Source organism: Azospirillum sp. BE72 (assembly GCF_031455875.1).
Classification (GTDB): domain Bacteria; phylum Pseudomonadota; class Alphaproteobacteria; order Azospirillales; family Azospirillaceae; genus Azospirillum.
Map to the genome: position 1 here is coordinate 176,650 of NZ_JAVDTO010000004.1, position 25,080 is coordinate 201,729.

Genomic DNA, 25,080 nt, shown 5'->3' on the forward strand with positions numbered 1-25,080 from the left:
TAGAACCAGGGGCAACGCCGTTCCTTCTCCTGCCCATGGAGCCTCAGATGACGAAGTCCATCCTGTCCCCCTTCCTGGCCCATGCCCTGGCCGCCACCCTGCCGATGCTGGCCGCCGTTTGCGCCGGACCGGCATCCGCCCAGAGCGTGGAAGGGTCCGGCCCGTCGAAGGTGATGATGTTCGACCGGCCGCCCAGTGTGGAGGAACTGCGCGAGGTGGTGGCGCCGGAACCGAAAATCCGCACCCGCAGCATCGAGATCATCGGCGGAGCGGCCGGTGCCGCCGCCAAGCGCCCGCGCCCCATCGACGAGATCAACTACGGCACGGCACCCATCCCGCCCGCGGCGCAGCCGGCTCCTCAGTATAATGCCCAGCCCACCGCCCAGCCTGCCGCCCAACCGGCGCCGAGCCGCCCTGCCCAAAAGCAGCGCCGGCAAGAGGCGCGGATGGAGGCCCCGGCCGCCGAGCCGCCCCCCGCCGCGCAGGCGGGTGAAGCGCCGCAGGCTTTCGGGTTCCGCATCAACTTCGCCCTCAATTCGGCAGAGATTCCGGCGGACTCCGCCTCCTACATCGACGCTGTCGGCGCGCTGATGAAGGAGGACCCGAATCTGGGACTGACGGTTGAGGGGCACACCGACGCCAGCGGGAGCCTTCCCTACAACCTGCTGCTGTCGCAGCGCCGCGCGGTGTCGGTCGGCGAATACCTGGTCCGCGTCCACCAGATCGATCCCAAGCGCATCACCGTGGACGGCAAGGGGCCGACCGCGCCGCTCGCCGCCAATCCCTATGACGGCCGCAACCGGCGCGTCGAATTCAAGCCGACCCGTTGAGCGGCGGCCGGAACGGAGGGGATGTCATGAAGCACGCCTTGCTCCTCGCCGCCTGCCTCGGGCTGGCCGTCACCGGCGCCGCCGATGCCACGCTGGTCCGCAAGAAGAGCCCGGAGAATTCCGGCGCCACAAGCAGCGGTGCCCAAGGCGGCGGTGTCCAGGGCGGGGTGGACGTCGCCCCGGCCGGAACGCGGGTCCGCGTCCAATGCTGGCAGGACGGCCACAAGATCATCGACGAGGCGGACCTCGCCGTCGTCTCGCTCAGCATCGCCAGCCAGATCAACGGACTGCGCTTCCGCCGCAACGGCGGGACGGATGGAACGGTGTCGGTGATGACGCAGTCCCGCACCGCTTGCCTGCTCGCCCCCGATGACGGGAAAGGCCGCAGCCGCGACTGATCCCCTCCCAAGCCACAAGGTGACCATCATGTCCAAGAGAACTCTTTCCCATCTGCTGGGTGCCGCGGCCGTCGCGGCCCTGGGCTGCGGCCTCGCCCCTGGGGTGCGGGCGGAGGCCGTGGTGGTCGCGTCCAGCGCGCCCGGCTATGTCCAGGGCCAGCTCGTCTCTGACGGTCAGGCCGTCCGGCTTCCCGACGGGGCCAACGCGACGCTGCTGTTCGCCAACGGCCGCCTGTTGCGGCTGCGCGGCCCCTATGACGGGATCCCCGGCGAGATGGCCGACAGCGCCGCTTCGGCCCGTGCCGGCCCCGTCGACGACCGCTTCATGCAGAGCGACCTGGGTGCGGCCCGCGCCTTGGGAAACCCGCTGGAGGCGGCGCTGGAGCGTGCGCTGGCGATCGACCCGTCCGTTCCCGGCACCCGCTGCGTCAGGGCGGGAAGCCCGCCGACGCTGCGCCGCCCGGTGGACGGCGGGCTGGACGGTATGCTGCTGCAGGATATGGCCGCTGGAAAGCGCGCATCGATCAGCTGGGCCGGCAGCGCTTCGGCGCCCTGGCCGCCGGGTCTTCCGCTGACGGACGGGGCGGACATTGCGGCCCTGCGGCCGGATGGAACGCCGATCGGCACCCTGCATGTCCGACTGGTGGACGCGACGGCTGGACCGGCGCTGGCGGTGGGCATGGCCTCGGCCGGCTGCACCGGGCAGATCGGCGCGGCGATGGCGGCCTTGCGCGACGCGACGGTGCCGCTCGGCCTCTTTCTCTCCGCGGATCCGGCTTCCGCAGCCAGCTACCGGCCGGGCGAGGATATCCGGCTGCTGGTCCAGACCGATCGCGACGCCCACCTTTACTGCTATCTGCGCAATGCGCGGGCCCAACTGATCCCCATCTTTCCGGCCGGCGCCAGCATGAGCGCCCATGTGGCGGGCAATGCGCCGGTCAGCCTGTCCGGTGACCGCATGCCCCTGCGGGCCGGCGACGGTCCCGCCGATCTGGAGGTGCGCTGCATCGCCGCCAGCCGCAATCTTGACGGCGAGATGCCCGGCCGCACCGACGCCTTCCGCCCGCTTGCCGAGGAGGCCGCCGTCCAGCTCGACCGCGCGGTGTCCCGCCTGCGCGAGACCGAGGTGGCATCCGCACAGCTTGTCCTGAAGGTTCGCTGAGGAGCCGCATGGACGGTGCACCCGCGACCCCCAGCGAGAGACCGCCGGCCTCTCCCGCCGCAAGGCCGGAGCCGCCTGAGCCCGGCCGGCGCCGCTGGCCGGGCATGCGGCTGGCCGTGGCCATCGCACTTGGCAGCGCCCTGCTGGCACTTGCCGCCGTGAGATTCGTGCCGCCGTTGCGCACCGCCGACGAGAGCCTGGGCGACCGGTTGATCGCAACCTCGGCACCGGTCCGGCCGCAGCATCCGGCCATCGCATTGGTGCTGTTTGGGGAGGACAGCTTCGCCGGGCTGGCCTGCCGGTCGCCGGTGGATCGCGGCATGCTGGCCGACATGATCGGCGTGCTGGAGGCGGCACGGGTGCGGGCCATCGGCATCGACGTGCTGTTCGACCAACCGACCCTGCCGGCGCTGGACGAGCGGCTGCGCCGCGCCATGCTCGGCGCGTCGGTCCCGGTGGTGGCGATCACCGCGCTGGAGCAGACTCCGCTGACCGAACGGCAGCGGCGCTTTCTGAACGACTTCACCGAAGGGCTGCCGCGCGGACACGCCAATCTGGCGAAGGACCGGCTGGATGCCGCCGTGCGCTGGCATGTTCCCTTCGGCGGCGACGGCACGCCCAGCCTGCCGGTGCAGCTTGCCCGCGTCGGCGGCGTGTCCGGCGTGCCGGCGGAGCCTTTCCGCATCGACTGGCATGGCCGGCCGGACGGCGCCACCGCCCCCTTTCCCATCTATCCCGCGGAGGCGGTCGCCCTGCTGCCCAAGGACTGGCTGGCCGGGCGGACGGTGCTGGTGGGGACGGCGCTGGCGGGCATCGACCAGCACCGCACGCCGCTGTCGCCCGCCGGCTCCTCGACGGCGGGCGTGGAGATCGAGGCACATGTGCTGGCCCAACTGCTCGACGGGCGGAGCAGCCCGCGCCTGCCCGTCGCGGGGGAGGCGGCGCTGGCGCTGCTGATGGCGGCGGCCGGGGTGACGGTGGCGCTGGCCGGGTTGCCGTTGTGGTTGCTGGCGTCGGTGGGCCTGCTCGTGCCGGCGGCGGGCTGGACCGGCGCGGCGGCGTTGTTCACGGCGGGCGGACCGCTGGTGCCGCTGGTGGCGCCGTCGCTGGCCTGGGTCGCCGGCATCGCCGCCATGACCGTGCAGCTGTCCTTGCGGGAGCGGGCCGACCGGCGCGTCATGATGCAGCTGTTCGCCAATCACGTCTCCCAGCCGGTGGCGGAGGAGATCTGGCGCGAGCGTGCGACCTTCATGGCCGGCAACCGCCCGCGCCCGCAGCAGCTGACCGCGACCGTGCTGTTTTCCGACATCGAAGGCTTCACCACCATCTGCGAAGCGCTGGAGCCGGAGCCGCTCATTCGCTGGCTGGAGGGCTATCTCGACGCCATGGTGCGCATCGTCACCGCCAATGACGGGGTGGTGCTGCGCTTCGTCGGCGATGCGATCCTGGCTGTCTTCGGCGCGCCGGTCGCCCGCACCACGCAGGCGCAGATTGACGCCGACGCCCTCCGCGCCGTCCGTTGCGCCCTGCAGATGGGGCGGGAACTGGTGGCGCTGAACCGGCAATGGCAGGCGGAGGGGCTGCCGCCGGTCGGCATCCGCGTCGGACTGCACACCGGCCCCCTGGTGGCCGGCAGTCTGGGCGGGCTGCGCCACAGCGAATATTCGCTGTTGGGGGACACCGCCAACACCGCCGCCCGGCTGGAGGCCTACGGCAAGCTGGTCGACGCCCGGACATCCCGCCACTGCCGCATCATCGTCGGCGACCCGACTTGGCAGGCGGTGCGGCAGGATGTGCAGGGCCGATGCACCGCGCTGCCGGTGGGGGAGGTGGCGCTGAAGGGCAAAACCAGGACGGTGCGCATCTGGCTGCTGGTCGACGACGGCGATGCTGACGGTTGTGTGTGAGGACAATCAGAAATCATGCGTGATGCGCGCAGTAATCCCTTCGGTCTGCCACCTCCTCTTTTGCCGGAGTTAGGCAGAAGGGGCGTCTTGGAATTGTTCGTTGCCGCGGGTATGCTTCTTCCATCCATGGCGGGTTGCCGGCAATTTCCGGAAATATTTTGAACAGCCCATCGCTATGCGCCGTAAGCTTCGCCGGCTGACCCGTAGATGGATGTGACAGTCGGACGTCATCGATGGAGTGCGGCGCCTCTTTGCTCAGGTACGGAGGCGGGGATGGTGGGACCGGTCGGACCCTGCCGGAAGGTTTTCGCGGTGCTTGTGCTCCTGCTGCTGGTCGCGGGACCGGCGGGGTTTGCGCGCGCGGCCGGACCTGCCGCTTCCGGGCCAGCCTCCGGCGGTGCGGCGGCGGAAATCCGTCTCGCCCTGGTCATCGGCGTCAGCAACTACCGCAACGCGCCGGAGCTGCTGAACCCGCGCAACGACGCACGTGCCATCGGCGAGGCGCTGCGTGCCCTGAACTTCACGGTGGACGAGCAATACGACCTGGACGCCCGCGGCTTCTCGACGGCCCTGCGCCAGTTCGGCCTGAAGGCCTCGCAGGCCGACGTGGCGGTGATCTTCTACGCCGGGCACGGCATCCAGGTCAGCGGCGTCAACTATCTGCTGCCCGCCGACGCCCAATTGGAGCGGGAGCGTGATCTGGTCTATGAGGCGATCCCGCTGAACCTGCCGATGGGGGAACTGGCCGGTGCGCGCAAGCTCGGCATCCTCATCCTCGACGCCTGCCGCAACAATCCCTTCGTCGACCGCCTGACCCGCAGCGGGTCGAACCGCAACCAGGCCCATCCCGGCTTCGGCAGCGTGGACGACACGCCCAGTGACACGCTGGTTGCGATGGCGACCCGCGCCGACCAGCTGGCGGAGGACGGCACCGGCGACCACAGCCCCTTCAGCGCGGCGCTGCTGCAGCATCTCCAGACGCCCGGCCTGGAGCTGAGCCTGTTCTTTCGCAATGTGCGCGATACGGTGAAGCAGGCCACCAACGGCCGGCAGGAGCCGTTCGTCTATGGCTCGCTCGGTGCCACGCCCTTCTATTTCAACCCGCGCCCGCCCAACCGGCCGCCGGTGGTGGGCGATCTGCGGGCGCTGACCCTGCTCGACCGCGCCAGCCCGGAGCCGCTGGCGCCCGGCAAGCCGACCGACCCCGACGACGACCAGATGTACGCCCGCGTCACCGGCCTGCCGCGCGGCGGCACCGTCCGCGTCGGGGAGCGCAGCGTCCTGATCGGCGATTACCTGACGGTGGAGCAGCTGGCAGCCACCAGCTTCAAGCCCGACGGCAGTTTCCGCGGGGAGGCCGGCGCCTTCGAATTCCTGGTGGCCGACGGCCGCGGCGGCACGGTGACCGGCACCATCCCCGTCACCATCCGGCCGAGCAACCAGCCGCCGGCCGTGGTGGCGGACCGCAAGCTGCGGGCCGCCGCCAACCCGATGGGGATCGACGCCCCGGCCGACCCGGACGGCGACGCGCTGACCGTCACCGTCACCGCCGTGCCGGAGCGCGGCAGTGTCCGCAACGGCGCCGCCGTGGTGAAGCCGGGTGACCGGCTGACCGTGGAGGCGCTGACCGCACTGACCTTCGACCCGGAAGCCGCGGCGCCGGGGCCGGCCGGAACCTTGCGCTACAGCGTCGATGACGGGCGTGGCGGCATCGCCACGGCCAACGTCGGCGTGGAGATCGCGCCGCCGGGGACCACGCCGGTGGCGGAACTGGAGGACAGCGTCTGGAAGCGCGTCCAGGCCAGCAAGGAGCCCGGCGACTATCAGGCCTTCCTGCAGCTGTTCGGCGGCAGCGGCTATGCCCCGATCGCCCGCCGCCAGATGGAGACGCTGAAACTTGCCGGCAGGCCGGCGGAGACGGCGTCCCAACCGAAGGTCGAGCAACCGAAAACGGAACAACCTAAAACAGAGCCTAGGGCCGAGGTCGCGCTGGGTCCCGGATTGGAGCCGGCCGATCCCGGACGCTACACCGTCGCCGCCGACGGCGTCATGCGGGCGACGCCGGCCAACGGCGGCGCGCGGGTCGGCCGGGTGGCGCGCGGGGCGACGGTGCAGGTGCTGGGCCGCGTGCCGGAGGGCGGGTGGTACCGCATCGCGCTGGAGGACGGCACGCAGGGCTTCGTCGCCGCCGCCCTGCTGAAGCACGAACCGCCGCCCGCTCCGCAGCCTGCTGCCGCTCCACCGCCCACGCCCCAGACGGCCGAAGCCCAGGTGGCGGCTGCGGCTCCGCTAAGGCCGGCCAACGGGGCGGCGCGCAATCATGGTGCCGGCAACAGTTTCCAGGATTGCCCGACCTGCCCGGTTCTGGTGCGGGTGCCGGCCGGCAGCTTCATGATGGGGAACGACAAGGGCGACCCGTCGGAGCGGCCGGTGCACCGCGTCACCATCGCCAAGCCCTTTGCGCTCGGCATGTATGAGGTGACCGTCGGCGAATGGCGCGCCTGCATGCAGGAAGGAGGCTGCACCGACCTGCCGCGCATGGTCAAGGTCACCGACACGTCGCCCGTCCACAATCTGCATTGGCAGGATGCCCAGGCCTATGTGGCGTGGCTCAGCCGCAAGACCGGGCAGCGCTACCGCCTGCCGAGCGAGGCGGAGTGGGAGTTCGCCGCGCGGGCCGGCACCGCCACGCCCTATTGGTGGGAGGCGGGCGCGGAAGTCCAGGCCGACTGCGACGATTGCGGCGGCCCGCACGAACACCTGACGCCCGCCGCGGTCGGCAGCTACAAGCCGAATCCCTTCGGCCTGCACGACATGAACGGCGGGGTGGCGGAGTGGGTGGCCGATTGCTGGAACCGCAACTACCAGGGCGCACCCGCCGATGGCGGCGCCTGGACCCAGGGCAACTGCCGCAAGCGGGTGCTGCGCGGCGGATCCTGGCGCGACCGGCTTGAGGTGATCAACGGCACCGTGCGCAACAGCTACGATGTCGACGTGCGCTATCTCACCAACGGCTTCCGCGTCGCGCGGGACGTGAACTGACGGGGTGAACTGACGGGGTTCAGCGCTGGACCGTGACGGTCGTCTGGGTCGCGCGGTTTTGCCTGCCGACGGCGGTGTTGGTCGTGGTGTTCACGTTGTTGACCTGCACCCCGCCCTGGGCCAGCGCCGAGGGCAGATGCGGCAGCGGCCCGGCGGTGCTCATCAGCAGGTCCAGCGTCGACGGACCTTGCGGTTTAGTGGTCGGAGCGGGCGCTGGCTCCGGTTCGGGCGCCGGCGCGGGAGCGGCGGTATCCACCGGTCCGGCGCTGTCGTCGCCAAGCTGCTGCTGGCTGATGTTGCCGTCGCCGAAGGCGAAGTTCAGCGCGCTGTTGAAATTGTTCACGATGAAGGGCGCGTCGATGAAGGTGAAGCTCGGGTCGACCGGCTGCACCGGCGGCTGGCGGCTGGCGGCCAGCGGCTGCCCCTTGCTGAAGCCGGCGAGATAGCCGGCGTCGCCGCGGATGCGGGTGATCGACTGCTGGTGCTTGGAGGATCGGCTGACCGATGGGTTGGTCACCATCGCGCCGGGAGGAGCGCCGCGGCGGTTCGGGTCCACCGACACCGGCAGGCGCGGCACCTGGGCGAAGGCCTGCGCCATCGCCGCTCCGGGGATCGGACCGGGCGGGAAGGCGATGCCGCCGGTCACCTGTGCTGAGGCCGTCCCGGCGGTCAGCAGCAGGGCGGTGGACAGAAGGATGATGCGGGGCGACGGCATGGCGGGCTCCCTCAAGACTGTTGGCCGGGACGATGAAGGGCATGGGGGCAGGGCATGGGGAGCAGGGTAGGGCCATCCGAGGGCTGGCGCTGTGGCGCGGCTCACAATCTGTCGGAGGATTGGCGGCTCAGTCGCAGGATTCGGCGATCTCGTCCAGCGCTTGGGCATCGCGGATGACGATGCAGCCGGCATCCATCGCGATCACGCCGGCACGCTGCCATTCGTTCAGCAGCTTGTTGACGCTTTCCCGCGACACGCCGACGAGACAGCCCAACTGCTGCTGCGACAGCTTGATGTCCAGCCGCAGCCCCTCCGGCCCCGGCCGCCCGAAGGCCTCGCCCAGCCGTTTCAAAGCGCGGGCGAAGCGGGAGGGCGCTTCCAGGAACAGCGTGTCCTCCAGATGCTCGCTGGTCTGGCGCAGCCGCTTGCACAGCACGCTGATGATGCGGAAGGCCAGATCGGGCCTTGCCGTCAGCACCGGCATCAGTTGCGACCGGTCGAGGACCAGCAGGTCGGTCTCCTCCAGCGCCACCGCGTCGGCGGTGCGCGGCTCGCCGTCCAGCAGGGCGATCTCGCCGAACAGGCCGCCCTTGTTGATGATGCTCAGCACCAGTTCCTTGCCGTCCATGGAGTGACAGCAGATCTTCACCCGGCCGCGGATGACCGCCATCATGCTGTCGCCGGGATCGCCCTTCTGGAAGATCATGGCGCCGCGCGGGTGGTGGGACAGCCTGGCGGCGGTCGCCAGCCGGTGCCGTTCCTCGCGCTCCAGATGCTTGAGCAGGAAATGCCCGGCGAGGACGAGATCCTTGTCGAAGTTGATCCGTATCGCGGTCATGGCTGCCCCCTGGCTGACGTCGCGGGCCGGTCCTCTAACCAGGGCATGGTACGCCGGCAACCGGCGCGTCCCGCCCCGTCAAGGGCGGTACGCCGTCGTTGGCACTTCTGCTCCGTTCGTGTGCGGATCGGACACGAAAAGGGCGGCCGGCGCCGGCCGGTCGCCCTTCGATCGCGATGACGGGGTGAGGAGCCCCGCCGTCAGCGGAAGATCGCCTTCGGCGGCAGCGGCTGGGGATTCAGGGCGCGGTCGCCGCCGTAGGCGGGGCCCGGCGTGATCCCCGGCAGGACCCTCGTGCCGCAAGTCAGGCAGGGCGGCGGCTTCGGGATGCCGGGGGACGGCTGGAGGATGATCGGGCCGAGGGTGGTTGCCCGCGTGTAGGACATGGTCGGCGTCGCGGCGAAAGCCGGGGCCGCGGCGAGGGTGGCGAGCGTCAGCGACAGGGTCAGAAGGCGGGACATGGCGGTGTCTCCGGTTCGGTTGGCGTCAGAGGTCGGGGTCTTCGTCGTCGTCCGGGTCCAAGGAGCGGGCCTGGGGGCCGAAGGGGAAGTCGCGGCGATTCAGCAAACCACGCAGGTCCGGCGCGACGGCGCGGGGGAGCAGTTGGATCTCCGCATCGGGAATGATTTCCGACTGCGGGTCGGATGGCGTGGCGGAACAGCGGGTCCGGCCGTCGAGCGTCACGCAGCTCAGCGTGCCTGAACCCCGCATGCAGACGGTCTTGCCGTTGACCGTCTGGCAGGCGAGGGAGACGGCATCCGCCGGGGCCGTCAAGGCCGTCAACAGCAGGGCGGGCGCGACGAAGGCCAGGATCATCGGGAACTTCGCCATCGGTGGTCTCCCGGACAAAAGAGGTGGGCAAAGGGCTGCAGGGCGGGCTGCAGGGCGGGCTGCAGGATGAGTGAAAGGGGGTCTCAGCGGCGAAGGCCGGTCAGCGACTGGGCGGCGCTGTTGCCGAGGCCGGCGGTGACGTTGGTGCCGATCCCGACATTGGTGCTGACCAGCGGGCCGCGGCCGCTGAAGTTCAGCCCGACCTGGACGCCGTTGCCCTGGAAGCCGAGCAGCTTCTGTCCGGCCGCGTTGCCGATCCCGGCGGCGACGTTGGTGGCGGTGCCGACATTGGTGCTGACCAGCGGGCCGACGCCGCGGATGGGAGCGCCGCCGCCCTGGAGGACGGTGCCCTGCTGCTGCGCCGAATTGCCGATGCCGGCGCCGACATTGGTGGCGTTGGCGACGTTGGTGCTGACCAGTCCGGGCACCGACATCAGTGAGGGCATGCCGGTGCCGGCACCGGTCTTGGGCTGTGCCAGGGCGGGTGTCGCGAGCAGGGCGGCGGCGAGGGTAGCGAAAGCGATTTTGCGGATCATGGCGGGAGTTCCTTCGGTGGGGATGAGGCTTCGGGCTTCCGCGTCCCGGCGTTCTTGTCCGGCGTTCTTGAGAAAAGCTTAGCTAAGCGCCTGAAATTGTTCTGTGAGTTGGCCCACAGATGCGGGTGCTTTTCCCGAAGGAATCCGATGGGCGAGACCGGACAAAAGAAAGCTCCGGCCGGGAAACCGGCCGGAGCGAGGTCAGGGGAGGAAGCCGGGAGGAGGGAAGTCGGTCAGCGCTGCTTGACGAGGGCGCTCTGGCCCGCCCAGTTGCCGGTTCCGGCGGACAGGTTCTGCATGGAGCTGTGGTTGAAGGGGCCGACCAGCCCGCCCGAACGCTGGAGAACGGTGCCGTGCTGCAGGGCGGTGTTGCCGATGCCGGCCGCCGTGTTGCCGACATTGGCGACCGAGCCGCCGCTCAGCAGGCCGCCGCTCTTCTGCATCACCGTCGCCCTTTGGCCGGCAAGGTTGCCGATGCCCGCGGCGGTGTTGCCGACCGTCGCCATCGACCCGCCGCTGAACACGCCGCCGCTCCGCTGTTTGACGAAGGCGTCCTGGTTGGCGGTGTTGCCGATGCCGGCGGCGAGGTTGGAGACGGTGGCGACGTTCGGACCGGCGAAGGGGCCCTTGGACTTCTGCATGACCAGCGCGCTCTGGTTGGCGGTGTTGCCGATCCCGGCCGCGGTGTTGGAGATGTCGGAGATGTTCTGGGCCATCGCCGGGGCGGCGAACAGGGCGAGCGAAGCGAAGCCGGTCAGCAGGGAGGTGCGGATCATGATCTGGTCTCCTGTCTCGGGGCCGCGGGATGCGGCGTGTTGCCGATGGACAGACCCTACCCAAGCCCCGGAATCCGGGATGTGAGCCGCTCCACACTCTTCCTGCTTTTGTCGATCGGCGGCGATCGGGGCCGCTTACGCCTCCTGCCAGCGCGGATAGGTGACGTAGGCGGTGAGGGCGCCCTGTTCGTGCGAGCGGATGGTGACCTTTGAGCCCTTGGGCATGTAGACGATCTCGCCCGGCCCGGCGGTGACCGTGCCGGCATCGGAGGCGACCGAGACCCGCCCTTCCAGCACCACCATCACGTCGTCGACGGCAATCGCCTCATCGATGCTCTGGTTGGGTTCGTAGCGGCCGTAGCCGATGGTGACGGGTCCGCCATGGCGCTGGTCGACCAAGTTCCCGACGAACACATCGGCGTCCTGTCCGGGCGTGCGTTCCAGCGATACGTCCGTCACGGCGAATTTGCGAACGGTCATCTGCGTCTCCTTGAAGAGAGGGCCGATCCACCCCAGCCGATATCGGAATTGCTGCGGCACAGGGCGGCAGCGGTACAACAGGGCGGAGAGCGAAAATCATCAATGCGCCGCCGTTTCCGCCGTCCGCAAAGCCGGCATCCCCGCCGTTGACAGACGGCGCGATGGTCTTCTAGGCTCCGTCCCGTTCCCAGGGGAGCCTCGTTCAGGAGGCTGAGACACCCGCCGGCCCGGTCCTTCGCGTCCGGGCGACGCGGCAACCCTTCGAACCTGATCCGGGTCATGCCGGCGTAGGGATGCGGGACGAGAAGGCCTTCGCGGCCGACGCGCTGATCCATACCCCACAGGCTTGTCCCGGATTCGTTTGTTGCTCCATCGGTCGGTGCCGCTTGGAGAAGAACGGGGCGGGGAGGGTGCGGTGAGCGCGATCTACGACAAGGTCCTGGCCTTTATGGAGGCCGACATCGGAACCGGGGCGGCGGCCGACGAGGCCTTCGACGCCCTGGCGCTGGCTGTCTTCGCCCACCAGTTCGAGCACAACCAGCCCTATCGCCGCTTCGCCATGCAGCGCGGGCGGACGCCGCGCGGGGTGAAGAGCTGGCGCGACATCCCGGCGGTGCCGATCAACGCCTTCAAGGACCTGACGCTCAGCTGCCGCCCGGCGGAGGAGTCCGCCCGCATCTTCATGACCAGCGGCACCACCAAGGGCGGCATCCGCGGCCAGATCCACCACACGACCCTGACGGTCTACGACCGCTCCATGCTGCTCAACTTCCGCCGCCGCTTCATGCCGGGGGCAGGGGCTGGCGCTGGCGCGGAGCGGATGGCGATGGGCATCCTGTTCCCGACCGAGACGGCGATGCCGAACTCCTCGCTCGCCCATTATCTGGAACTGGCGCGGGCGGAATGCGGCACGCCAGACAGCCGCCATTGGATCGGCGAGGCGGGCATCGACATCGCCGGGCTCTATGACCGGCTGGCCGCCGCCGAACGGTCGGGGGAGCCCTTCGCCCTGCTGGGCGCCAGCTATGGCTTCGTGCATCTGATGGACGCCATGGCACGCGACGGCCGCCGCTTCGCCCTGCCGGAGGGGAGCCGCATCCTCGACACCGGCGGCTTCAAGGGCCAGTCGCGGGAACTGGAGCCGGACGAGTTCTACGGCCAGCTGGCCGAGTTCTTCGGCGTGCCGCGCCAGCGCTGCATCAACATGTACGGCATGACGGAGCTGAGCACCCAGTTCTATGACGACGGCAACGCGGTCTGCCCGTCGCTGAAATCCGGCCCGCACTGGATCCGCAGCCGCGTGGTCGATCCATTGTCCGGCCGGGACGTGCCGCCCGGTAGCATGGGCGTGCTGGTTCACCACGATCTGGCCCACATCAACTCCGTCGCCGCGATCCTGACCGAGGACGCCGGCATCCTTGAGGAGGGCGGCTTCCGCCTGCTGGGCCGTGTCGCCGGTGCGCAAGCCAAGGGCTGTTCGCTGGCGGTGGAGGATTTCCTCGCCGCCGCGCGCGGTTGAGGGGGAGCGCAGCCTTGGCCTTCGGCGACGATCCGTCCGTCATTGAACTGGCCGGCCATCTGCCCGGCCTGCCGCCGGATGCGGTGGAGCGGCGTGTGCTGACCTTCGGGGCGGGCGCTGCGGCGCTGCGCGTGGCGGTACCGGTGCTGGACGCCGGGCAGGTGGAACGGGTCGCCGCGACGGTCCGGGCGGCGGCGCGCGGCTATCTGAAGACGCTGCCGACGGCACACATCGTCGCGGTGATCGACGCGGCGATCCAGCGGCTGCTCGACCGCGAGGACCCATGGCGCCACAGGGCGGAGCGGCTGCTGCCCATCGTCACCGGCTATGACGCCGAAATGGTGCGGCTGGGGCTGACCGGCTATCTGAAGACCTTCCGCGCCCACGAGCTGCGCCGCTTCCTGGCGGAGGATTTCGCCAACCCGCTGGTGCTGGACGAGTTCCAGCCGGCGCCCAAGGGCGGCTTCACCCGCGCCTTCGGCCCCGATTTGCTGCTGCATGTCTGGGCGGGCAATGTGCCGGGACTGCCCCTGTGGAGCCTGATCTCCGGCCTGCTGGTGAAATCCGGCACAGTCGGCAAGCTGCCCAGTGCCGAGCCGCTGTTCGCGGGCTGGTTCGCGCAATTGCTGGCGGAGATCGACCCCAAACTGGGCGACTGTCTGGCGGTGGTGTGGTGGAAGGGCGGCGACGTGGCGGCGGAGCGGGCATGGCTGGCCCAGGCCGACACGGTGGTCGCCTATGGCGGCAACGCGGCGCTGGCGGCGATCCGCGATCGGGTGCCGGTGACCACCCGCTTCCTGCCCTACGGTCACAAGATCAGTGTTGCGCTGGTGTCGCGTGCCGCGCTCGACCCCCGGCGGGCGGGGGAGACGGCGCGGCTGGCCGCCCACGACATCGCCCGCTACGACCAGCAGGGCTGCTATTCGCCGCAGACCCTGTTCGTCGAGCGCGGCGGCCGGCTGTCGCCGCAGGACTTCGCCGCCATGCTCGCCCATGAACTGGCGGCGCAGGCGCGCAAGCACCCGCGCCGCGCCCTGTCGATGGCGGAGGCCGGCCAGGTTGCCGGCTGGCGCGACGGGCAGGCGATGCGCGGCCTGGACGATCCCGGCCATTTGCTGCTGTCCGATCCGGCTGGCGGCTGGTGCGTGTCCTGCACCGACGCGCCGGACGGGCTGGCACCGACCGCACTGAACCGGACGATTGCCGTCGTGGCGGTGGACAATCTGGCCGAGGTGGCGGGCCGCGTCGCCCCGCACCGCGCCGTGCTGCAGACCGCCGGCATCGCCGCGCCGCCGGAAGAACTGTTCCGGCTGGCCGGGCCGCTGGGGGCGGCGGGGGTGACGCGGCTCTGCGCGCTGGGCAGCATGACCGCGCCGGAGGCGGGCTGGCACCATGACGGCCGGTTCAACCTGCTGGATCTGGTGACGGTGACGGAGATCGAACGGTCGGCGGAAGTGCTGGCGGAGGGGTTGGCCCGCTATGCCGATTGACCCGGCGGCCTTCCTGAGCTTCGAGGGGGTGCGCTTCGATTACGGCGGTGCGGCCATCGTTGACGGTGTCGACTGGAGCGTCGGCCGGGGCGCCATCCACTGCCTGCTGGGGCGCAGCGGCTGCGGCAAGACCACGCTGCTGAAGCTGGCTGCCGGGCTGCTCACCCCTGTCGCCGGGCAGGTGCGGCTGGACGGCGCGGCGGTGCGCGGACCGGGCGACGTGGTGGGCTTCGTCTTCCAGGCGCCGACGCTGCTGGAATGGCTGACGGTGCTCGACAATGTGCTGCTGCCGGTGACGCTGCACCGCCGCGCCACCGCCGACGACCGTGCCCGCGCGCTGGACCTGCTGGAACTGGTCGGGTTGGCGGGGTTGGCGGAGCGCGGACCGCGCGCGCTGTCGGGCGGCCAGCAGAGCCGGGTGGCGCTAGCCCGCGCGCTGATCGCCGATCCGGCATTGCTGCTGCTCGACGAACCCTTCGCCGCGCTGGACGCCCTGACGCGTGAGGAACTGCAGGAGGATCTGCTGCGGCTGTGCGCCCAGCGCGGCACCACCGCGCTGTTCGTCACCCACGACATCGCCGAGGCGGTCTATCTGGGCGACCGCGTGGCGGTGATGGCGGACGGGCGGCTGCGCCACAGTCTTTCCATCGACCTGCCGCGTCCGCGCCCGCGCGACCTGCGCTACGACCCGCGCTTCAACGCGCTGTGCCGCGATCTGCGCCACGCCATGGACGGCGCGGCCGGGCTGCGGCGGGCGGAGGCGGCGGAATGACCAACCGCGTCGCCGCGATCCTGCTGCCGCTGCTGCTTTTGGCGGGGTGGGAAGGCTATTGCCGCTGGTCCGGGATTCCGGCGCTGGTTCTGCCGCCGCCCTCCGCCGTGGGGGCGGCGCTGTGGAGCGGTCTGGCGAGCGGACGGCTGCTGCCGCATCTGGCGGTGACGGCGGCGGAAATGGCGCTGGGGCTCGGCATCGGCTGCCTCGTCGGTTTCGTCGCCGGGGTGGCGCTGGCGGAGGTCGCGGGGCTGCGCCGCCTGCTCTACCCCTATGTCATCGCCAGCCAGGTGGTGCCGAAACTGGCGCTGGCGCCGCTGTTCATCCTGTGGTTCGGCTTCGGCATGACCTCCACCGTCGCCATCACCGCGCTGATCTGCTTCTTCCCGCTGCTGGAGAATACGCTGACGGGCCTCGACCGCGTCGATCCGGCCAAGCGGGAGCTGTTCCGCATGCTGCGGGCCGGGCGCTGGCGCACCCTGACGCGGCTGAAGATTCCCTCGGGCCTGCCGGTGATCCTCGCCGGGCTGCGGGTGGCGGTGGTGCTGGCGCTGGTCGGTGCCGTGGTGGGGGAATTCATCGGCGGGCGCCAGGGGCTGGGCGCCTCGATCATCGCCGCGCAGGGGATGATGGACACCCCGCTGATGTTCGCCCTGTTCGCGGTCATCGCCGCGCTGGGGATGCTGGTGTATCAGGCCACTCTGCTGGTCGAGCGGTGGCTGTTGTCTCGACAGGCGAAAGGATAACAGGGCATGGGGCGGGGAATGGGGCTGTTTTCTCGTTTGGCGGTGGTGTCCGCCCTTGTCGGGGCGCTGCTGCTGGGCGGTGTGTCCGGCGCGCTTGCACAAACACTCGACAAGGTGACGGTGGCCGGCTGGAGCCAGCCGATCAGCGAGATCACCAACCTGCTGGCCGAGCCCGACAAGGGCTTCTTCAAGGCCAAGGGCATCGCGCTCGACTATGTGCCCGGCACCGGCGGCGGGTCGGCAATCCAGACCATGCTGACCGGCAAGGCCGACATCGCCTTCACCGATCCCGCCGCCCTCTATCTGGCGCTGGACAAGGGCGAGAAGCTGGTCGCCATCTACAACATCTATCCGCAGAACGTCTTCAACGTGGTGTCGCCCAAGGCCAACGGCATCACCAAGCCCGCCGACCTGAAGGGCAAGCGCGTCGGCGTCTACAGCCTGTCGAGCGGCACCCGGCAGAATCTGGCCGTGCTGCTACATCAGGTGGGCTTGAGCGAGAAGGACGTGGCCATCGAGGTGACCGGGCTGCTGAACTTCGCCCCGGTGATCCAGGGGCAGGTGGACGCCACGGCGGCGACCGACACCGGCCTTTACGTCGCGCGGCTGAAGGGACTGCCCGAGGTGAATGTGATCGAGGTGCGCGACAGCCTGAACCTGCCGAGCGACATCTTCGTGGTGACGGAGGAAACCTACCGCAGCAGGAAGCCGCTGCTCGCCCGCTTCCTCGCCGCCTACCGCGACAGCGCCGCCTGGATGATCGCCAACCCGGAGGAAGCGGCCCGCATCGCCGTCACCCGCGCCATCAACGGGTCGGACGAGGCGGTCAATCTGGGCATCATCAAGCTGCGCAACGCCTCCACCGTGTCGGAGACGACGGAGCGCGAGGGGCTGGGCGCCTTCGATCCCGGCGTGATGCAGAAGGGCGCCGACACCTTCCACCAGCTGGGGCTGATCGCCCGCCCGCTCGACATGGGTGCGGTGGTGCGCACCGACCTGATCCCACCCAAGCAGTAACGGGACCGTCATGGATTTCCAGGGCAAGGCCATCCTCGTCACCGGCGCCGGGCGCGGCATCGGCGCCGCCATCGCCCGCGCCTTCGCCGCCGAAGGGGCCATGGTGGTGATCAACTACCTGCGCAACCAGACGGCGGCGGAGGCGGTGGCGGCGGAGTGCCGGGCGCTGGGCGGCGACGGGTTGCCGCTGCGCGCGGACGTGACCGACGCTGCGGCGGTCGCCGGTATGGTGGAGACGGCGGTTGCGGAGTTCGGCGGGCTGGACGTCGTCGTCAACAACGCCTTCGCCCCCTATGTCTTCGACCCCGACCGGCGGCGGATGTTCTGGGAAACAGAGTGGGACGATTACCAGACCCAGATCGACGGGGCGCTGAAAAGCACCCACGCCGTCTGCCGGGCGGTGCTGCCGGCGCTGCGGCGGCGGGGCGGAGGCAGCATCGTCAACATGGCGACCGACCTCGTGGCGCGGCCGACCGTGCCATACCACGACTACACCACCGCCAAGGCGGCGCTGATCGGCTTCAGCCGCACCCTGGCCGCGGAGCTTGGGCCGTTCGGCATCCGCGTCAACTGCGTGGCGCCGGGGCTGGTCTATCCCACCGACGCCAGCCGGTCGACCCCGGAGCCGGTCAAGGACCGCATCACCGCCCTCACGCCGCTGGGCCGCATCGCGGCGCCGGAGGATGTCGCCGGGCCGGTCCTGTTCCTCGCCTCCGACTGGAGCCGCTTCATGACCGGGCAGACGTTGACGGTGGATGGCGGGCTGGTGATGGGCGCTACCTGAACCCCCACACCCGCCCGCCGTCACCGGAACCGGCGCAGGGCGAGCCTCAGAACGGCTGCTGGAGCACCCCGATCAGCCCCTTCACGCCCGATACGAAATTGCCGATGCGCAGGTTTTCGTCGAAGCTGTGCTGGTTGTTGTCGGCATTCACCAGGGGCACGATGACGAAGGGCACCTTCAGCGCCTCGACCGCCGAGCCGGTGGGCACCGTGCCGCCCATCATGCGGATGCGCACCGGCTCCTCGCCGTAGGTCGCCTTGTAGGAGCGGTACAGCCACTCGCCGACCGGGGATTGCATGTCGGTCCGCGCCGCCGAACTGGAGGCGGAGACCTTCTCCGAATCCAGGGAGGCCAGCTTGTCGTGCTTCGCCCGATCCTCGTCCGTCGGCGTGCCCTGGACCAGATGATAGCCCTGCGCCTCGATGTGCTTCCTCAGCATGCCGATCAGCTGCTCCGGCGGCGTTTCCGGAACCGTGCGCAGGTCGAGTTCGGCAACGGCGGTTTCCGGGATGATCGTGCGGGCCTTGGCGCCCACGTCGCCGGCCGCCATGCCGCGGATGTTGAGCGACGGGTACTGCAGCGCCTCCTGGTAGTTCTTGCCGACCTTTTCGGCCTCGGCGATGCCCAGGCGCTTGCGCAGCGCGGCCTCGTCATCGGGAACGGCGGCCATGATCTTTTCCGCCGCGGCGTCGATCTTCACGGTGTCATAATAGCCGGGAATGGTCACCCGGCCGGTCTCGTCCTTCATGGACGCCAGCAGCTGCGCCAGCCGCATTGCCGGGTTGGCGGCGTAGTTGCCGAAATGGCCGCTGTGCAGGCCCTGCTTGGCACCGAAGACGGTCAGGGTCGCCTGGGCGATGCCCCGGTTGCCGAAGACCAGCGTCGGCCTGTTGCTCTGGTGCATGGGGCCGTCCAGCACCAGCATCGCGTCGCTCTTCAGCAGGTCGGCGTTCTGCCGGATGACCTCGCCCAGGGTCGGCGATCCCTTCTCCTCTTCGGAATCCAGGATGACCTTGACGTTGACGCTGGGCGTCTTGCCCGTCCCTTTCAGGGCGTCGATGGCCGTCAGCAGCATCATGATCGGCCCCTTGTCGTCCGACGACGACCGCGCGAACAGACGCCAGTCCGGATCGACCTGCTCGCCGTAGAGCTTCTCCAGCGGGATCGTTTCCCACTCGCCCTTGTCGGTCTTCTGCTTCAGCGTCGCGTCCCAGGGGCTTTTCTGCTTCCACTGCTGCGGGGTGACCGACTGGCCGTCCAGATGCGCGTAGAACAGGATGGTCTTCTTGGCGGGATCGGCGCCGGGCAGTTCCGCATACAGCATCGGCTTGCCGTCGTTCGGCAGCTGCCGCGTCTGGAAGCCCCGCTTCTGGAACGCCTGCTCCAGCCACGCGACGTTCTTCTGAATGTCAGCGGCAACAACAGCGTCGTTGGGAAGCGCCAGAAGCTCGACGAATTCCTTGTAATTCGCAGAAGAGTGCTTCGCCGCGAGCGTATCGGCGGACGGGGAGGCCGCGCCGGCTTGCATCGGCAAGATCATGCAGGCGCCGAGAATAAGCACCTGCTTGAGCGAAATTTTCGCTTTAACCGACATTTCTTCCCTCTCACAGTCTTGTGAAGCGACGTGTACGAATGAAGTGCCAACAACGTCAAGTTTGATTGCCGCTTTCACAGGGCTGGGCTGTGCGTGACGCGCAGCAGGACGACGCAGAGGAAATCGGTGCCGTGGCAGCTATCAAAAGGGTCCGGTCCCGTGCAAGCTGTCCGCCGGATCGGCGGGGCGGGGGATCGGGTGGCGTGAAAGCGGCCGATGATGGGAGCGGCATGAAACGGATTTGGCGCAAGCGTGGACGGTGGCTGCCGGTGCTGTCGGCCGTCTGGCTGCTGCTGCCGTCCTCGGCGGCGGCGGAAACGGTCACCGTCATGACGTCCTTTCCCGCCGGCTTCTACGAGCCGGTGCGGGAGGCGTTCGAGCAGGCCCACCCCGACCGGCGCCTCCGGGTGATCAACGCCAAGACGACGGCGGCCATCACCCAACTGCAGGATCGCGTGGAGGACGTCGACCTCTTCTGGGCCTCCGCCCCCGATGCCTTCGAGGTGCTGAAGGCCGCCGGGCTGCTGGCGCCGGTCGCGGCGCGCCCCACCGGCGCCCCGGCGACCGTCGGCAACCAGCCGATCGACGATCCGGACGGCACCTATCTCGGTTTCGCGTTGTCGGGCTATGGGCTGGTCTGGGATCAATCCTATCTCGACCGGCACGGGATCGCCGCCCCCCGCAGCTGGGAGGATCTGCGCAAGCCCGCCTATGTCCGCCATCTCGGCATCACCGCGCCGTCGCGCTCCGGCACCATGCATCTGATGGTGGAAACCGTTCTGCAACTCCATGGCTGGGAGCGCGGCTGGGCCATGTGGCTGGAAATCGCCGGCAACATCGCGACGGTGACGGCGCGAAGCTACGGCGTTGTGGAAGGCGTGGGCAAGGGGCGTTTCGGCATCGGGCTGGCGATCGACTTCCTGGGCCAGGGAGCCGGCCAGGAGGCGTCGGACGGCGTTGGTCTGCGCTTCGCCTATCCCGCCGACAGCGTGTTCCTGCCGGCCAGCGTGGCGGTGCTGCGCAGCGCGCCCAATCCGGCGGGAGCGGGCGTCTTCATCGATTTCCTGCTGTCGCCCGCCGGGCAGGCGCTGATGCTGCGTCCGGACATCGGACGGCTGCCGGTCCGTCCCGACGCCTACGCCGCCGCGCCCGCCGGCTATCCCAACCCCTATGCCCGCGAGACCGGTGACGACCTCTTCCTCTTCGACCGGGCCTTGTCCAGCCGCCGCTACGAGCTGGTCAACCTCCTGTTCGACGAGTTGATCACCTTCCGGGTGAAGACGCTCAACCGGGTCTGGCAGCTGATCCACGAGGGCGAGAACCGTCTGGCCGTCACTCCGGATCCAGTGGCGCGGGACCTGTTGCGCATGGCCCGCGCGGCGGCAACCGCGGTTCCCGTCGACGCCGCCGAGGCCATCGATCCCGCCTTTTCCGCGGCGTTGCGGCGGCCTGCCCGCGGCATGCGGGTTTCTGCCCGGCAGGAGGAGCTGGCGGCGGAATGGCGGTCATTCTCCACGGCACAGCTGGATGCGGCGCTGTCGGCGGCCGAACGGGCGCTGGTGATCCTGCGGGTGGCGGCCGGCGAAGGGGGCTGGCCATGAGCGCGCTGGCGCAACCATCCATATCCGGCAAGGGGACGGGCGGCGGGCCGGGGAGCAGACCGAGACCGCTGCGCTTCGGCATCCGCGCCCGGCTGTTCCTGGCCTTCGTCGCGGTGGCCGTATTGTCGGTGGCGGCCTGTGTGCTGGGCTGGCTGTCCTACGACCGGCTGGGCGGAACGCTGGACGAGTTCGCCGAAAGCCACCTGCCGGCCCTGGGGCTCGCCGCCAAGCTGGCGGAGGAGGGCGGCGCCATCATCGCCACCGCCCCCATCCTGGCCGGCAGCCGGACCGAGGCCGAGATGGACGCGATCCGCGACACGCTGGGCCGCCGCCTGACCGCGCTGCGGGCGCTGACCGGCGCCATCGAAGGCGGCGTTCCCGGCCTGCGCCCGGTGGTGGACGCGCTCGGCCGCAATCTGGCGGAACTGGACGGCACGGTGCGCCGGCGGCTGGCGCTGGCCCGCCGCAACCAGGAAGCCATCGAGCGGCTGCGCTGGTTGCACGCCGATTTCCTCGACGAGATCGACCCGCTGGTCGCCGACGCCCGCTTCAACATCCAAAGCGCGCTGTCCTCCGTCGAGAGCGGCAAGGCGTCGGCCGATGCGGTCCGCATCCTGCGGGAGGAAAACCGGCGGAGCGAGGCGGTGCTGCAGATCGGCGCCAACGGCAACCTCGCGGTCGGGCTGATCGCGCGGGCGGCGACGCTCGCCACGCCCGAGATGCTCGACGACAACGCCGGCTTCCTCGACGAGACCGCCGACCGTCTGCAGCGCGACCTCGCGGCTCTGGCCGATTGGCCGGACGGCGTGTCGCTCGGGCAGGTGGTGGCCCAGCTTCTCGGGCTCGCGCGCGGGGCCGACGGCAGTGTGCCGGCATTGCGTCGGGAGGAGCTGGAAACCGCCGCGCGCGGGCAGGTCCTGCTGGCCGAGAACCGCGACATCGTCGCCCGGCTGAACGGGCTGATCGCCCGGCAGGTCCAGGCGGTCGAGCGTGATTCCCGTGCCGCCGCCGCGCGCTCGGCCCAGGCGGTCGCGTTCGGCCGCTCCGCCCTGCTGGCGAGCGCGGTGATCAGCCTGCTGGTGGCGGTGCTGGTGGCGTGGCTCTACGTCAACCGCAACCTGATCTCCCGCCTGACCCGGCTGGGCGACGCGGCCCGCGCCATCGCCGCCGGGGACCTGAAGGCCGACATCCCGCTGGGCGGTCGCGACGAATTGTCGGACATGGCGGCGGCACTGCTGGTCTTCCGCGACACCGCCATCGCGGTGGAGGAGGCGAACGCCCAGGCGATCATCGATAACGCCCAGGCAGGGCTGGCGATCACCGACGCCCAGGGCGTGATCGAGTTCGTCAATCCGCTCGCCGCCGCGCTGATCGCACCGCCCGACGGGCGCGGTGATGGGGAGGGCGATGGAGGGGGCGGTGGCGCCGCGCGCCTCGCCGACCGCCTGGATGCCGAGGGTGCCGGCCGCGTCGCGGCGTTCTTCGCCCAGGTGTCCGCCGGGGCCGAAGGCGTCGCGCCCACCCTGTCCATCCTGGCCACCGGACGGCGTCCGGATGGCGGGGCGGTTCCGGTGCAGGTCGGCGTCCGCCCCTTCCGGCGGCGCCAGCAGCAGCGCTTCATCGTCACCCTGACCGACATGACCGAACGTCTGGAGGCCCAGCACCTTCTGGAGCGCACGGTGCGGGAGCGTACCACCGACCTCCAGGCCACCAACGACCGGCTGGAGCGCGCCATCGCCGAGCACCAGCGCACCGAGCGGGAGCTGCGCGAGGCCCAGGCGGAGCTGGTGCAGGCCGGCAAGCTGGCGGCGCTGGGCCAGCTCGCCGCTGGTGTCGGGCACGAGCTGAACCAGCCGCTCGCCGCCATCCGCTCCTACGCGCACAACGGCCGCAAGCTGATCGGGCTGGGCCGGGTGGAGGAGGCGGGCGCCAATCTGGGCAAGATCGCCGACCTGACGGCCCGCATGGCGAACATCACCAACCACCTGAAGCGCTTCGCCCGGCGCCCCGACGCCCGTCTAAGTGCGGTAGAGCTGGAGCCGGTGATCCAGGGCGCCTTGTCCCTGTTCGGCAACCGCCTGCGCGAGGAGGCGGTCGCGGTGGAGCTGCGGTTGCCCGACGCCGGTGCGCCGCTGCGGGTCCGCGCCGAGGAGGTGCGGCTTGAACAGGTACTGGTCAACCTGCTGAGCAACGCGCTGGACGCCGTGGCCGGCGCGCCGGTCCGCCGTATCCTGATCCGCGCCGAGGCCGTGGAAAAAGAGGAGGGGGAGGAGGGCGATGCCGTCCGCATCGAGGTGCGCGACAGCGGTCCCGGCATCGCCGCCGATCCGGTCGAGCAGATCTTCGATCCCTTCTTCACCACCAAGCCGGTGGGGACGGGGCTGGGGCTCGGCCTGTCGATCTCGTACAACATCGTCCGCGACTTCGGCGGCGTGCTGTCGGTGGCCGAGAGCGGCCCCGGCGGAACTGCCTTCGTCCTCACCCTGACCCGCCTCCCCTGAGATGCCGATGAAGGCCTGCCAATGACCGTCCTGCTGATGACCGTCCTGCTGATCGACGACGATCCCGAAGTGCTCGACTCCAGCCGCCAGACGCTGGAGCTGGAGGGCTTTGCGGTTCAGGCCGTGACGGATCCGGCGGCGGCCCTGGCCCGGCTCGGACCCTCCTGGCCCGGCGTGGTGGTGACCGACGTGCGCATGCCGGGGATGGACGGTTTCGCCCTGCTGGAGCTGGTGCGCGCCGCCGACGCGGAGGTGCCGGTGGTGCTGGTCACCGGGCATGGCGACATCGCGATGGCGATGCGGGCGGTCCGCGAAGGCGCCTACGACTTCATCGAGAAGCCGGCCGAACCCGACCATCTGGTCGAGGTGGTGCGGCGCGCCCTGGACCATCGCGGGCTGGTTCTGGAGAACCGTCGCCTGCGGGCGCAGCTGGCCGAGGGTGGTGCGGAGGGGCGGATCATCGGCCGCTCCCCGGCCGTCGAGCGCCTGCGCGCCACCGTCGCCAACCTCGCCGACGCCGAGGTGGACGTGCTGCTGTTCGGCGAGACCGGCACCGGCAAGGAACTGGTTGCCCGCAGCCTGCACGAGGGCGGCCGGCGCCGCGCCGGCAACTTCGTGGCGCTGAACTGCGGCGCCATGCCCGACAGCATCATCGAGAGCGAGCTGTTCGGCCACGAGCCGGGCGCCTTCACCGGGGCGCAGGCAAGGCGCATCGGCAAGCTGGAACATGCGGCCGGCGGCACCCTGTTCCTCGACGAGATCGAAAGCATGCCGATGCATCTGCAGGTCAAGCTGCTGCGCGTGCTGCAGGAACGGGTGATCGAGCGCATCGGCGCCAACCGGACGATCCCGCTCGACCTGCGGGTGGTGGCGGCGACCAAGGTGGACCTGCTGCGGCTTGCCGCGGAGGGGAAGTTCCGCGAGGATCTCTATTACCGCCTCAACGTCGTCACCGTCCCGCTGCCTCCCTTGCGGGAACGGCGCGAGGACGTGGCCCTGCTGTTCCGCCATTTTCTCGACGCCGCCGCTTCCCGGTCGCGCCGGACCGTGCCGCCGCTCGACCCCGCCATGCTGGCCCGGCTGGCCGCCCATGGTTGGCCCGGCAATGTCCGCGAACTGCGCAACGTCGCCGAACGGGTGGCACTGGGTCTGGGCGACGGCCTCGCGCCCGTCGGCGTTGCGGTCGCGGCAACGGCGGAGATCGAACCGCTGGCCGACCAGCTCGACCGCGTCGAGAAGCAACTGATCGAGGATGCTCTGGCCCGCTGCGGCGGCCGCGTTGGCGAAACGGCGGAGCGGCTGGGGATCACCCGCAAGACCCTGTACCTGAAGATGCGCCACCACGGCCTGAACCGGGACGATTTCATGGAGGAGTGAGACGGCCGGCCAGGGGAATGTTCCCCGCATTACCCCGATATGCGGGCCGATGTTCCCGTCCTGACCCATCGATGGCGTGCGAAGCCAGACGGCGCAAGGTCCAACCGTCTGGCATGCCGATTGCTGATTGTCCCAGCATAAAACATCGAGGGAGGGACAACACC

At 70.2% G+C, this 25,080-nt stretch carries 22 protein-coding genes and 1 riboswitch; of the genes, 14 read left to right on the forward strand and 8 right to left on the reverse strand.

Features of this window, described 5'->3' with window-relative positions:
- Positions 1-47 precede the first annotated feature (47 nt).
- The 5 genes from J2Y49_RS15215 (at position 48) to J2Y49_RS15235 (ending at position 7,339) form a co-directional block, all read left to right on the forward strand.
- Positions 48-830, forward strand: coding sequence for an OmpA family protein (locus J2Y49_RS15215; protein WP_310115704.1), 783 nt, complete (start codon positions 48-50; stop codon positions 828-830).
- 26 nt (positions 831-856) lie between these two features.
- A complete protein-coding gene (locus J2Y49_RS15220; RefSeq protein ID WP_310115705.1) occupies positions 857-1,228 on the forward strand; it encodes a hypothetical protein in 372 nt (123 codons plus the stop codon).
- 28 nt (positions 1,229-1,256) lie between these two features.
- On the forward strand, positions 1,257-2,390 hold the full coding sequence (locus J2Y49_RS15225; RefSeq protein WP_310115706.1) for a DUF4384 domain-containing protein: 1,134 nt from the start codon (positions 1,257-1,259) through the stop codon (positions 2,388-2,390).
- Between the two features lie 8 nt (positions 2,391-2,398).
- Positions 2,399-4,297 carry an adenylate/guanylate cyclase domain-containing protein gene (locus J2Y49_RS15230; RefSeq protein ID WP_310115707.1) on the forward strand — a complete coding sequence of 633 codons (1,899 nt, stop codon included), beginning with the start codon at positions 2,399-2,401 and terminating at the stop codon, positions 4,295-4,297.
- 312 nt (positions 4,298-4,609) lie between these two features.
- Positions 4,610-7,339: an SUMF1/EgtB/PvdO family nonheme iron enzyme gene (locus tag J2Y49_RS15235; protein WP_310115708.1), complete on the forward strand. Its 2,730-nt coding sequence runs from the start codon at positions 4,610-4,612 to the stop codon at positions 7,337-7,339.
- 19 nt (positions 7,340-7,358) lie between these two features.
- On the opposite strand, the gene J2Y49_RS15240 is transcribed toward J2Y49_RS15235, so the two are convergent.
- From J2Y49_RS15240 to J2Y49_RS15270, 7 genes are all read right to left on the reverse strand, one after another.
- Positions 7,359-8,054, reverse strand: a complete 696-nt coding sequence (locus J2Y49_RS15240) for a hypothetical protein (RefSeq protein ID WP_310115709.1) — start codon at positions 8,052-8,054, stop codon at positions 7,359-7,361.
- 127 nt (positions 8,055-8,181) lie between these two features.
- Entirely contained in the window at positions 8,182-8,892 is a 711-nt protein-coding gene (locus J2Y49_RS15245) for a Crp/Fnr family transcriptional regulator (protein ID WP_149224988.1), read from the reverse strand.
- Between the two features lie 200 nt (positions 8,893-9,092).
- Positions 9,093-9,353 (reverse strand): hypothetical protein, encoded by a 261-nt coding sequence (locus J2Y49_RS15250; protein WP_310115710.1) that lies wholly within the window; start codon positions 9,351-9,353, stop codon positions 9,093-9,095.
- A gap of 25 nt (positions 9,354-9,378) precedes the next feature.
- A complete protein-coding gene (locus J2Y49_RS15255) occupies positions 9,379-9,723 on the reverse strand; it encodes a hypothetical protein (RefSeq protein ID WP_310115711.1) in 345 nt (114 codons plus the stop codon).
- Positions 9,724-9,806: 83 nt separating this feature from the next.
- Positions 9,807-10,259 carry a hypothetical protein gene (locus tag J2Y49_RS15260; protein WP_310115712.1) on the reverse strand — a complete coding sequence of 151 codons (453 nt, stop codon included), beginning with the start codon at positions 10,257-10,259 and terminating at the stop codon, positions 9,807-9,809.
- A gap of 233 nt (positions 10,260-10,492) precedes the next feature.
- Complete coding sequence (locus J2Y49_RS15265; RefSeq protein WP_149224984.1) at positions 10,493-11,035, reverse strand: hypothetical protein; 543 nt, start codon at positions 11,033-11,035, stop codon at positions 10,493-10,495.
- A 135-nt stretch (positions 11,036-11,170) separates the two neighbouring features.
- The gene (locus J2Y49_RS15270) at positions 11,171-11,515 is read right to left on the reverse strand and encodes a cupin domain-containing protein (RefSeq protein ID WP_310115713.1); all 345 of its coding nucleotides are present in this window, start codon (positions 11,513-11,515) and stop codon (positions 11,171-11,173) included.
- Between the two features lie 179 nt (positions 11,516-11,694).
- A riboswitch (TPP riboswitch) is annotated at positions 11,695-11,827 on the forward strand.
- 103 nt (positions 11,828-11,930) lie between these two features.
- Here J2Y49_RS15270 and J2Y49_RS15275 point away from each other — a divergent pair.
- From J2Y49_RS15275 to J2Y49_RS15300, 6 genes are read left to right on the forward strand one after another with little or no spacing between them, the layout of a single operon-like run.
- Complete coding sequence (locus J2Y49_RS15275; protein WP_310115714.1) at positions 11,931-13,034, forward strand: long-chain fatty acid--CoA ligase; 1,104 nt, start codon at positions 11,931-11,933, stop codon at positions 13,032-13,034.
- 14 nt (positions 13,035-13,048) lie between these two features.
- Positions 13,049-14,524, forward strand: a complete 1,476-nt coding sequence (locus tag J2Y49_RS15280; protein WP_310115715.1) for an acyl-CoA reductase — start codon at positions 13,049-13,051, stop codon at positions 14,522-14,524.
- Positions 14,514-15,296, forward strand: a complete 783-nt coding sequence (locus J2Y49_RS15285; RefSeq protein WP_310115716.1) for an ABC transporter ATP-binding protein — start codon at positions 14,514-14,516, stop codon at positions 15,294-15,296. The genes J2Y49_RS15280 and J2Y49_RS15285 overlap by 11 nt, the downstream gene beginning before the upstream one ends.
- Positions 15,293-16,042, forward strand: coding sequence for an ABC transporter permease (locus J2Y49_RS15290; protein WP_310115717.1), 750 nt, complete (start codon positions 15,293-15,295; stop codon positions 16,040-16,042). Before J2Y49_RS15285 ends, J2Y49_RS15290 begins: the two co-directional genes overlap by 4 nt.
- Before the next feature lie 6 nt (positions 16,043-16,048).
- Positions 16,049-17,059: an ABC transporter substrate-binding protein gene (locus J2Y49_RS15295; RefSeq protein ID WP_310115718.1), complete on the forward strand. Its 1,011-nt coding sequence runs from the start codon at positions 16,049-16,051 to the stop codon at positions 17,057-17,059.
- 10 nt (positions 17,060-17,069) lie between these two features.
- A complete protein-coding gene (locus J2Y49_RS15300) occupies positions 17,070-17,843 on the forward strand; it encodes a 3-oxoacyl-ACP reductase (RefSeq protein ID WP_310115719.1) in 774 nt (257 codons plus the stop codon).
- 46 nt (positions 17,844-17,889) lie between these two features.
- On the opposite strand, the gene J2Y49_RS15305 is transcribed toward J2Y49_RS15300, so the two are convergent.
- Positions 17,890-19,371, reverse strand: coding sequence for a M20/M25/M40 family metallo-hydrolase (locus J2Y49_RS15305; protein ID WP_310115720.1), 1,482 nt, complete (start codon positions 19,369-19,371; stop codon positions 17,890-17,892).
- A gap of 296 nt (positions 19,372-19,667) precedes the next feature.
- Here J2Y49_RS15305 and J2Y49_RS15310 point away from each other — a divergent pair, with 296 nt between their 5' ends.
- From J2Y49_RS15310 to J2Y49_RS15320, 3 genes are read left to right on the forward strand one after another with little or no spacing between them, the layout of a single operon-like run.
- The gene (locus J2Y49_RS15310; protein WP_310115721.1) at positions 19,668-21,038 is read left to right on the forward strand and encodes an extracellular solute-binding protein; all 1,371 of its coding nucleotides are present in this window, start codon (positions 19,668-19,670) and stop codon (positions 21,036-21,038) included.
- The gene (locus J2Y49_RS15315) at positions 21,035-23,539 is read left to right on the forward strand and encodes an ATP-binding protein (RefSeq protein ID WP_310115722.1); all 2,505 of its coding nucleotides are present in this window, start codon (positions 21,035-21,037) and stop codon (positions 23,537-23,539) included. The genes J2Y49_RS15310 and J2Y49_RS15315 overlap by 4 nt, the downstream gene beginning before the upstream one ends.
- 21 nt (positions 23,540-23,560) lie before the next feature.
- The gene (locus tag J2Y49_RS15320) at positions 23,561-24,916 is read left to right on the forward strand and encodes a sigma-54 dependent transcriptional regulator (protein ID WP_310115723.1); all 1,356 of its coding nucleotides are present in this window, start codon (positions 23,561-23,563) and stop codon (positions 24,914-24,916) included.
- Positions 24,917-25,080 lie beyond the last annotated feature (164 nt).

What these genes read in the sequence shown, in the direction of transcription:
- J2Y49_RS15215 (WP_310115704.1), top strand. Translation starts at nt 48, where the DNA reads ATGACGAAGTCCATCCTGTCCCCCTTCCTGGCCCATGCCCTGGCCGCC.
- J2Y49_RS15220 (WP_310115705.1), top strand. Translation starts at nt 857, where the DNA reads ATGAAGCACGCCTTGCTCCTCGCCGCCTGCCTCGGGCTGGCCGTCACC.
- J2Y49_RS15225 (WP_310115706.1), top strand. Translation starts at nt 1,257, where the DNA reads ATGTCCAAGAGAACTCTTTCCCATCTGCTGGGTGCCGCGGCCGTCGCG.
- J2Y49_RS15230 (WP_310115707.1), top strand. Translation starts at nt 2,399, where the DNA reads ATGGACGGTGCACCCGCGACCCCCAGCGAGAGACCGCCGGCCTCTCCC.
- J2Y49_RS15240 (WP_310115709.1), bottom strand. Translation starts at nt 8,054, where the DNA reads ATGCCGTCGCCCCGCATCATCCTTCTGTCCACCGCCCTGCTGCTGACC.
- J2Y49_RS15245 (WP_149224988.1), bottom strand. Translation starts at nt 8,892, where the DNA reads ATGACCGCGATACGGATCAACTTCGACAAGGATCTCGTCCTCGCCGGG.
- J2Y49_RS15250 (WP_310115710.1), bottom strand. Translation starts at nt 9,353, where the DNA reads ATGTCCCGCCTTCTGACCCTGTCGCTGACGCTCGCCACCCTCGCCGCG.
- J2Y49_RS15255 (WP_310115711.1), bottom strand. Translation starts at nt 9,723, where the DNA reads ATGGCGAAGTTCCCGATGATCCTGGCCTTCGTCGCGCCCGCCCTGCTG.
- J2Y49_RS15260 (WP_310115712.1), bottom strand. Translation starts at nt 10,259, where the DNA reads ATGATCCGCAAAATCGCTTTCGCTACCCTCGCCGCCGCCCTGCTCGCG.
- J2Y49_RS15265 (WP_149224984.1), bottom strand. Translation starts at nt 11,035, where the DNA reads ATGATCCGCACCTCCCTGCTGACCGGCTTCGCTTCGCTCGCCCTGTTC.
- J2Y49_RS15270 (WP_310115713.1), bottom strand. Translation starts at nt 11,515, where the DNA reads ATGACCGTTCGCAAATTCGCCGTGACGGACGTATCGCTGGAACGCACG.
- J2Y49_RS15285 (WP_310115716.1), top strand. Translation starts at nt 14,514, where the DNA reads ATGCCGATTGACCCGGCGGCCTTCCTGAGCTTCGAGGGGGTGCGCTTC.
- J2Y49_RS15290 (WP_310115717.1), top strand. Translation starts at nt 15,293, where the DNA reads ATGACCAACCGCGTCGCCGCGATCCTGCTGCCGCTGCTGCTTTTGGCG.
- J2Y49_RS15295 (WP_310115718.1), top strand. Translation starts at nt 16,049, where the DNA reads ATGGGGCGGGGAATGGGGCTGTTTTCTCGTTTGGCGGTGGTGTCCGCC.
- J2Y49_RS15300 (WP_310115719.1), top strand. Translation starts at nt 17,070, where the DNA reads ATGGATTTCCAGGGCAAGGCCATCCTCGTCACCGGCGCCGGGCGCGGC.
- J2Y49_RS15305 (WP_310115720.1), bottom strand. Translation starts at nt 19,371, where the DNA reads ATGCAAGCCGGCGCGGCCTCCCCGTCCGCCGATACGCTCGCGGCGAAG.
- J2Y49_RS15310 (WP_310115721.1), top strand. Translation starts at nt 19,668, where the DNA reads ATGAAACGGATTTGGCGCAAGCGTGGACGGTGGCTGCCGGTGCTGTCG.
- J2Y49_RS15315 (WP_310115722.1), top strand. Translation starts at nt 21,035, where the DNA reads ATGAGCGCGCTGGCGCAACCATCCATATCCGGCAAGGGGACGGGCGGC.
- J2Y49_RS15320 (WP_310115723.1), top strand. Translation starts at nt 23,561, where the DNA reads ATGACCGTCCTGCTGATGACCGTCCTGCTGATCGACGACGATCCCGAA.